This window comes from Lysinibacillus xylanilyticus (assembly GCF_001708185.1).
Classification (GTDB): Bacteria; Bacillota; Bacilli; order Bacillales_A; family Planococcaceae; genus Lysinibacillus; species Lysinibacillus xylanilyticus_A.
Window position 1 is genome coordinate 20,071 of record NZ_MDDN01000027.1, and the last position, 7,417, is coordinate 27,487.

A 7,417-nucleotide genomic window follows, 5' to 3' on the forward strand; every position below is an offset into this window, starting at 1 on the left:
ATTAATTCTCCTCTTTTTCAATTAATGATTGTCCTGTCATTTCAGAAGGTTGTGACACCTCTAATAATTCTAACATGGTAGGCGCCAAATCGGCTAAAATGCCACCATTTCTTAACATTAAATTTGGTTTTGTCACAATTACTGGAACAGGATTTGTTGTATGAGCTGTCATTGGCTCCCCTACTAAAGTAAGAACTTCATCAGAGTTACCATGGTCAGCTGTAATAATAGCTGCGCCACCTTTTGCAAGGAGTGCATCTACTACTTTACCAAGACATTCATCGACTGCTTCAATGGCTTTAATCGTTGGCTCTAACATTCCACTATGCCCAACCATATCTGGGTTAGCGAAATTAAGTATGATCCCATCAAATTTATCGGCCGCAATCTCTGCAAGCAATGCTTCTGTTACCTCATAGGCACTCATTTCAGGTTTTAAATCGTATGTTGCAACCTTTGGAGATGCAATTAAAATACGCTCTTCACCTTCAAATTTCTCCTCACGACCACCACTCATAAAGAATGTCACATGCGGATACTTTTCTGTTTCTGCAATACGTAGCTGTGTTTTGCCATTAGAAGCTAACACTTCACCAATCGTATTTTTTAAGTTGTCGTTTGCATAGGCAACTTGAGCATTTACTTCATCACTATAATGTGTGAATGACACAAATTTTAAATTTTGTGGATGTTTCGCTGATAAAGCAAAGCCATCAAACTCACTATTAGTAAATACTTTTGACAGTTGAATGGCACGATCAGGACGGAAGTTAAAGAAAATAACAGCGTCGTTATCGTTAATCGTTGCCACTGGCTCCCCATGCTCTTGAATGCTGAATGGAATGACAAATTCATCTGTTACATCACGCTCATATGATTCTGCGACACCACTTCTAGCACTGTCAGCTGTTTGACCAACACCATCTACTAGTACATTGTACGTAAGGGCTACACGATCCCAGCGTTTATCACGATCCATTGCATAGTAACGACCATGAACGGAAGCGAATTGACCTACGCCAATTTCCGCCATTTGTTTTTCGGTTTCTTCAATATAGTCTAGTGCTGTTTTTGGTCCAACATCACGACCATCTAAGAAACCATGTACAAAGACCTCGTCTAAACCTTGTTGTTTTGCAAGCTTTAATAGTGCAAACATATGCTCATAATGGCTATGTACGCCACCATCTGAAAGTAAGCCCATAACATGAAGCTTTGATTGATGCGCTTTAGCATGCGCTATTGCATCCAAAAATGCTGTATTCGTAAAGAAATCCCCTTCACGAATCGATTTGTTTAAGCGTGTTAGGCTTTGATAAACAATACGCCCAGCACCGATATTCAGATGTCCAACTTCAGAATTCCCCATTTGACCATCAGGTAAACCCACAGCTTCACCTGCTGCAGTTAATGTTGCGTGCGGGAACTCATTCCAAAAACGATCAAAATTAGGTTTGTTTGCTTGTGCTACTGCATTCCCGAAAGTTTCATCACGAAATGCAAAGCCATCTAAAATAATTAATGCTACTGGCTTTTTAGGCATTTGCTGCCGCCTCCAATAATGTTAAATAAGATTCTGGTTGTAAGCTTGCACCACCGACTAAAGCGCCGTCGATATGCTCTTTTGATAATAATTCCTGAATGTTTTCAGGTTTTACGCTACCGCCATATTGAATACGTACTGCATCGGCTGTTTCAGCGTTATATAATTTTTGAACGACTGCACGAATTGCTCCGCATACTTGGTTAGCATCTTCTGCTGTAGCCGTTTTACCCGTACCAATTGCCCAAATCGGTTCATAGGCGATTACCATATGCTCCACTTCTTGTGCCTCAAAACCAGCAAGAGCCGCTGTTATTTGACGAGCAACCTTTTGCTCCGTAGTTCCCGCTTCACGTTCCTCAAGCGTTTCACCACAGCAAATAATTGGTACGATATTATGCGCAAGTGCTGCAGCAACCTTTTTATTGATTGCTTCATCTGTTTCATTATAGTATTCACGACGTTCAGAGTGTCCTAAAATAACATAGTCTACTTCCACACTTGCTAGCTGTGCTGGACTAATTTCTCCAGTGAATGCACCTTCGTTTTCATAATGCATCGTTTGTGCGCCAATGGCTAGCTCTGATTCACTAGCAACCTGCACAAGTGTAGGTAGATAAAGTGCTGGTGCGCAAACAACAGCGTCTACTTTATCGTTTGAAGGAAGTTTGTCCTGTACAGCATCGACAAACTGGATCGCCTCTTCAAATGTTTTATACATTTTCCAGTTACCTGCAATAATTGGTTTACGCATCGTTTTGCCTCCCAAATTGTTTTTATTTATCGTTTAATGCCACAATTCCTGGAAGCTCTTTACCTTCCATTAATTCAAGTGATGCACCGCCACCAGTTGAAATGTGGTCCATTTTATCGGCAACTTCAAATTTTTCGACTGCTGCTGCAGAATCTCCACCGCCGATCACTGTATAACCAGTTGTTGTTGCCATTGCGTCAGCTACAGTTTTTGTACCGTTCGCAAATTTATCCATTTCAAAAACACCCATTGGTCCATTCCAAATAATTAATTTAGAATCTTTAATAACCTCAGCATAATTCGCAGCTGTTTTCGGACCGATATCTAAGCCCATCCAATCGGCAGGAATCGCATCTACATCTACAATTTGAGTTTCTGCATCTTTTGAAAATTCATTTGCGACAACTGCATCGACTGGCATATGTAATTGCACGCCTTTTGCTTTGGCTTTTTCAATAAAGGATTTTGCTAGGTCGATTTTATCTTCTTCTAATAAAGATTTACCGATATCGTAGCCTTGCGCTTTAATGAATGTGAATGATAGGCCGCCACCGATAATTAGGTGATCTACCTTTTCTAATAAGCTTTCAATAACACCAATTTTATCTTTAACTTTGGCACCACCGATAATTGCTGTAAATGGTCGCTCTGGGTTAGATAATGCCTTACCTAGCACATCTAATTCCTTTTGCATAAGGAAACCAGAAACAGCTGGTATGTGCTTTGCAATTCCTTCTGTTGACGCATGTGCACGGTGAGCGGCACCAAACGCATCATTCACATAAACGTCCGCTAATTTTGCAAACTGCTCTGCTAATGCTGGATCATTTTTCTCTTCACCAGCGTGGAAGCGTACATTTTCAAGTAGAAGCATGTCGCCATTTTGCATGTTTGCAACAGCTTCTTCTACTGCTTGACCAATCGACTCATCTAATTTAGTAACAGGTTTACCCATTAACTCAGCTAGACGAACGCCTACTGCAGTTAGGCGCATATCTTCTTTTACTTCACCTTTTGGACGTCCTAAGTGAGAAGCTAAAATTACTTTTGCACCTTGCTCAACCAAATATTCGATTGTAGGGATCGCTGCTCGAATACGTGTTTCGTCAGTAATCACACCATCTGCCATTGGTACATTAAAATCAACACGTACAAATACGCGCTTGCCTTTTACATCAATATCTTTCATCGTCTTCTTGTTTAACATGAAGAAACCCCCTTCAAAGTTTTTAGTCGTGAATTCCTTGGATTCACCCATCTTGGCTCCTCACATCATTCACTAACTTATACTGTATTAGATAAAATTATTCGGTCTATCATCACCAAAATTAGGAATGGCATTTGTTAAAACGTATGCCATGTATATAAATTGATTGGAGTGCAGACTGGGCGACTCCTCGGGGATCAGCGTCACAGATGAGACCCTGGAGCGAGCATCGCGAGTGAAGCGGTTCATCGGACGCCCCCAGGAAAGCGCCCTGTCGGAACGGAAATCAACCCCACTTTATGGTGAAGTACCCTTTTACTTGTTTTTAATAGTAGCAAAAGTCTTGTTCGATGTCTTGCATTAGCATAACCATTCATAAGAAAAGCACACTTACTTATATAACGTATAAAAAAAGAGTAAGGGTAAATTTCCCTTACTCTCATTACCCTTGTATATTATATCTTTTAGATATTATAAAGGCTATACTTTTTGTGCGTAAAAAGCGGTATTATGTCACACTTTTTACTTCAAATGTCGAATTATGATACTTATTTATGATCTAATCCTTTTTCTGCGATATATAAAGCTAAGTCCATTAATCGAGTAGAATAACCAATTTCGTTATCATACCATGCTAGAACCTTCACCATACTATTTTCTAATACCATTGTAGATAGTCCATCTACAGTTGAAGAGTTATGGTTACCATTGTAGTCAATTGAAACTAATGGTAGTTCATTATATCCTAAAATACCTTTAAGCTCGTTTTCTGAAGCTTCTTTTAATGCAGCATTAATGGATTCTTTTGTTACTTCTGATTTTAGCTCTACTACTAAGTCAACACATGACACGTTTGGTGTCGGTACACGCATAGAGAAACCATCTAATTTACCTTTTAATTGAGGTAATACTTTTGAAACCGCTACTGCTGCTCCTGTTGTAGTTGGAATCATTGACACTGCACCGGCACGTGCGCGACGTGGATCAGAGTGCGGGAAGTCAAGGATACGTTGATCGTTTGTATAAGAATGAATTGTCGTCATCATACCGCGCGCAATACCGAATTTTTCATCAAGTATTTTAGCTACTGGTGCTAGGCAGTTCGTTGTACAAGAAGCGTTTGAAATAACGTCATCGGTTTTAGGATTGTAATCCTCGTGGTTTACACCCATTACAAATGTCGGCATGTCACCCTTCGCTGGAGCTGAAAGAATTGCTTTTTTAGCACCTGCTTGAATATGCTTGCCTACTTCTTCCATTGAGCGGAATCTACCTGTACACTCAAGTACTACATCTACACCTAGTTCACCCCAAGGTAAATTAGACGGATCTTTTTCAGCATAAACTCTAATATTTTGTCCATTTACTACAAAAGAATCGCCTTCTGCATAAACATCAGCATCGTAGATACCGTGTACTGAATCATATTTCAATAAGTGTGCAAGCTGACCTGCATCTGTTAGGTCATTTACTGCAACCACTTCAAATTCATCATGTTTCAATGCTTCACGAAATACTAATCGTCCAATACGTCCAAATCCATTAATCGCTAATTTTAAAGCCATTGTCAATTCCTCCAATAATGTTTAAATGATAGATTTTGCTTTTATACTCATTCAGAGGGTGTTATTGCACCCGCTGAGCTACGAGTTACCTATTACTTTTTCCATCTCTAAAGACGGTGTATTCATTTATAAGAAGGTAATCCTTCAGCAATCGCTTTTGCAGCTGCCTCATCCGTTATAAAAATTGTTTGCTCTGGTGCTACCTTAAAGTACGATAGCATGGCCTTCACTTTTTGTTTACCGGCAGCAACTGCAATGACTTGCTTACTTCTTTGAACTTGCTCAAACTGAATACCGATTGTTCGAATTCGATGTACAATTTCGCCTTCTGCATTGAAATAATAGCCAAATGCTTCACTAACTGCTCCCTTTTCTTCGAGAATCCGCAAATCCTCAGGTGATGAATTACGACGAACAGCCATTTCCTCTGCCGAGCCAATACCATGAATGACACAATCTGCACGATCATAATAATCCATCATTTCAGTTACCATTGGCTCTGTTAACATTGCTTGATAAGCCTGCTCACTTAAATGCTCAGGTAAAAACAAGGTACGATATTGTGCATCCATCTGCATGGAGAAGGTCGAGACAAGTGTATTAGCTTGCATTTGCATTTCATGTCCAATGCCACCACGTGCAGCAACAAATGTAATGTTGTGTGTATCAGCTGGATGTAAGAATTGCGTGATGGATGCAACCGATTTTCCACCCGTAACAGCTACTATCTGACCATCAAAGCTTGTTGATATAAATTGATGTGCCGCCTCTTTTCCAAGCAATGTTAATACCGTATCGTCTTCATTGTAATCACCTGGAACAACAATTACGCGCTGTAAGCCAAAATGATTTTCCAGTAATTTAGCTAGCTGTGTAAGACCAGACCATTCATAGACTAGTGCTCTTAGTTTTTCAATAACTACTTCACCGTCGTCTGTACATACCATACCCGATTTTAGAGAATCTAATAACCCTTGTTCACGTAAAATATCCGTTTCTTTACGAATTTCTCGTTCGGTCATTTTAAGTGAATCCGCAAGTGTTCGACGCCCAATTGGCTGCATTAGCTGAACTGTTTGCAAAATACGATATCTTGATTGAAGAAGCGGAGATATTTCTGGAAGTAGCTTTTGCTGTGCCTCAGGTACAGATAACATATTCATCTACTCCCTTTTTGATAGTTGTGGGTTGTATTTTGTCCCACTGTATAAAATTATGTCCCACTTATGGTTTTATTATAATACGCATGAAAATAAAGAGCAAGTAAATGCTATGTATTGGCATAAAGAATTATTATTTACAACAAAGCGGCTTAATCATATATGGTGCTGAGGCACATTGGGATAAATTTTTATTGCATCTCTAATGGGCTTTAAAATAAAGTTTGATCAGAAGTGCGCTACAAACATTGATGGTACAATAGAAAAACCCAACCCATTTTGAAAAAAGATTGAAAAAATGAATTCTTATCCGGCAGATACAGGATTCGTTTTTTATGGATCATTTTCTACTTGTTCGACAATCGTACCCGCCATTTAAGTAGGGACACTTACCTTAATGAAAGTACCTGTACTAAATGTGCATACTTATATATTAGTGGTTTGTTCTTTATACTCGAGAAGAAATAAATAATTCTTGGGAGGACTAAACTTTGAAAACTCTAGTTATCGTAACTCACCCTAGCATAAATACTTCTGTCATAAATAAGCGATGGGTAACAGAACTTAAAAAATATCCGGAAAAGTATACTGTACACGAATTGTATAAAGTGTACCCCAATGGAAACATTGATGTAGAAAAAGAACAAAAATTGGTTGAATCTCATGGGAATCTTGTTCTTCAGTTCCCTATATATTGGTTTAATTGTCCGCCTCTCCTTAAAAAATGGCTTGACGATGTATTTGCTTATGGTTGGGCTTATGGTTCAAATGGCGGGAATAAATTAATGAATCGCAAAGTTGCTTTAGCTGTATCAGCAGGCATTAGTAAAAAAGATTATAGTGAAGAAGGAAGATATGGCTATACACTCGAACATTTATTATCTCCTTTTGAAACTACCTTCCTATACTGCAATGCAGATTATCGTTCATTCTTTGCGTTTTACGGCACAGAAGAAGCACCTAGTATGGAAAATGTACAATTTAAAGGCGAATTGGAAAAAAGCTCTCAAGATTATTTGAATTTTGTTGACAACCTGTAAAAGATTGCTTTTTTGAATAAGAAACATACTAAGATTAGTAGTACAAACCAAGGCCATGGTTTGTGCTACTATTTTATTTAGTAGAAGTGAAGAAAAGTCGACCAGCCTCTGGGATCATATAGAATCCGTATCATAAACTGGCTAACTT

At 38.9% G+C, this 7,417-nt stretch carries 6 protein-coding genes; 1 reads left to right on the forward strand and 5 read right to left on the reverse strand.

What is annotated here, in order from left to right; all coding sequences use genetic code 11:
- Position 1 precedes the first annotated feature (1 nt).
- The 5 genes from gpmI to BFJ97_RS22480 form a co-directional block, all read right to left on the reverse strand.
- On the reverse strand, positions 2 to 1,543 hold the full coding sequence (gpmI, locus tag BFJ97_RS22460; protein WP_068986836.1) for a 2,3-bisphosphoglycerate-independent phosphoglycerate mutase: 1,542 nt from the start codon (positions 1,541 to 1,543) through the stop codon (positions 2 to 4).
- Positions 1,536 to 2,297: a triose-phosphate isomerase gene (tpiA, locus tag BFJ97_RS22465; RefSeq protein WP_068986837.1), complete on the reverse strand. Its 762-nt coding sequence runs from the start codon at positions 2,295 to 2,297 to the stop codon at positions 1,536 to 1,538. The genes gpmI and tpiA overlap by 8 nt, the downstream gene beginning before the upstream one ends.
- Positions 2,298 to 2,319: 22 nt before the next feature.
- Complete coding sequence (locus tag BFJ97_RS22470) at positions 2,320 to 3,504, reverse strand: phosphoglycerate kinase (protein ID WP_068986838.1); 1,185 nt, start codon at positions 3,502 to 3,504, stop codon at positions 2,320 to 2,322.
- 548 nt (positions 3,505 to 4,052) lie between these two features.
- On the reverse strand, positions 4,053 to 5,069 hold the full coding sequence (gene gap / locus BFJ97_RS22475) for a type I glyceraldehyde-3-phosphate dehydrogenase (protein ID WP_068986839.1): 1,017 nt from the start codon (positions 5,067 to 5,069) through the stop codon (positions 4,053 to 4,055).
- 122 nt (positions 5,070 to 5,191) lie between these two features.
- A complete protein-coding gene (locus BFJ97_RS22480) occupies positions 5,192 to 6,226 on the reverse strand; it encodes a sugar-binding transcriptional regulator (RefSeq protein WP_068986840.1) in 1,035 nt (344 codons plus the stop codon).
- Between the two features lie 494 nt (positions 6,227 to 6,720).
- On the opposite strand from BFJ97_RS22480, the gene BFJ97_RS22485 reads away from it, so the two are divergent.
- On the forward strand, positions 6,721 to 7,269 hold the full coding sequence (locus tag BFJ97_RS22485) for an NAD(P)H-dependent oxidoreductase (RefSeq protein ID WP_068986841.1): 549 nt from the start codon (positions 6,721 to 6,723) through the stop codon (positions 7,267 to 7,269).
- Positions 7,270 to 7,417 lie beyond the last annotated feature (148 nt).

Coding starts and splice junctions, on each gene's coding strand:
- gpmI (WP_068986836.1), bottom strand. CDS start 1,543: ATGCCTAAAAAGCCAGTAGCATTAATTATTTTAGATGGCTTTGCATTT.
- tpiA (WP_068986837.1), bottom strand. CDS start 2,297: ATGCGTAAACCAATTATTGCAGGTAACTGGAAAATGTATAAAACATTT.
- BFJ97_RS22470 (WP_068986838.1), bottom strand. CDS start 3,504: ATGTTAAACAAGAAGACGATGAAAGATATTGATGTAAAAGGCAAGCGC.
- gap (WP_068986839.1), bottom strand. CDS start 5,069: ATGGCTTTAAAATTAGCGATTAATGGATTTGGACGTATTGGACGATTA.
- BFJ97_RS22480 (WP_068986840.1), bottom strand. CDS start 6,226: ATGTTATCTGTACCTGAGGCACAGCAAAAGCTACTTCCAGAAATATCT.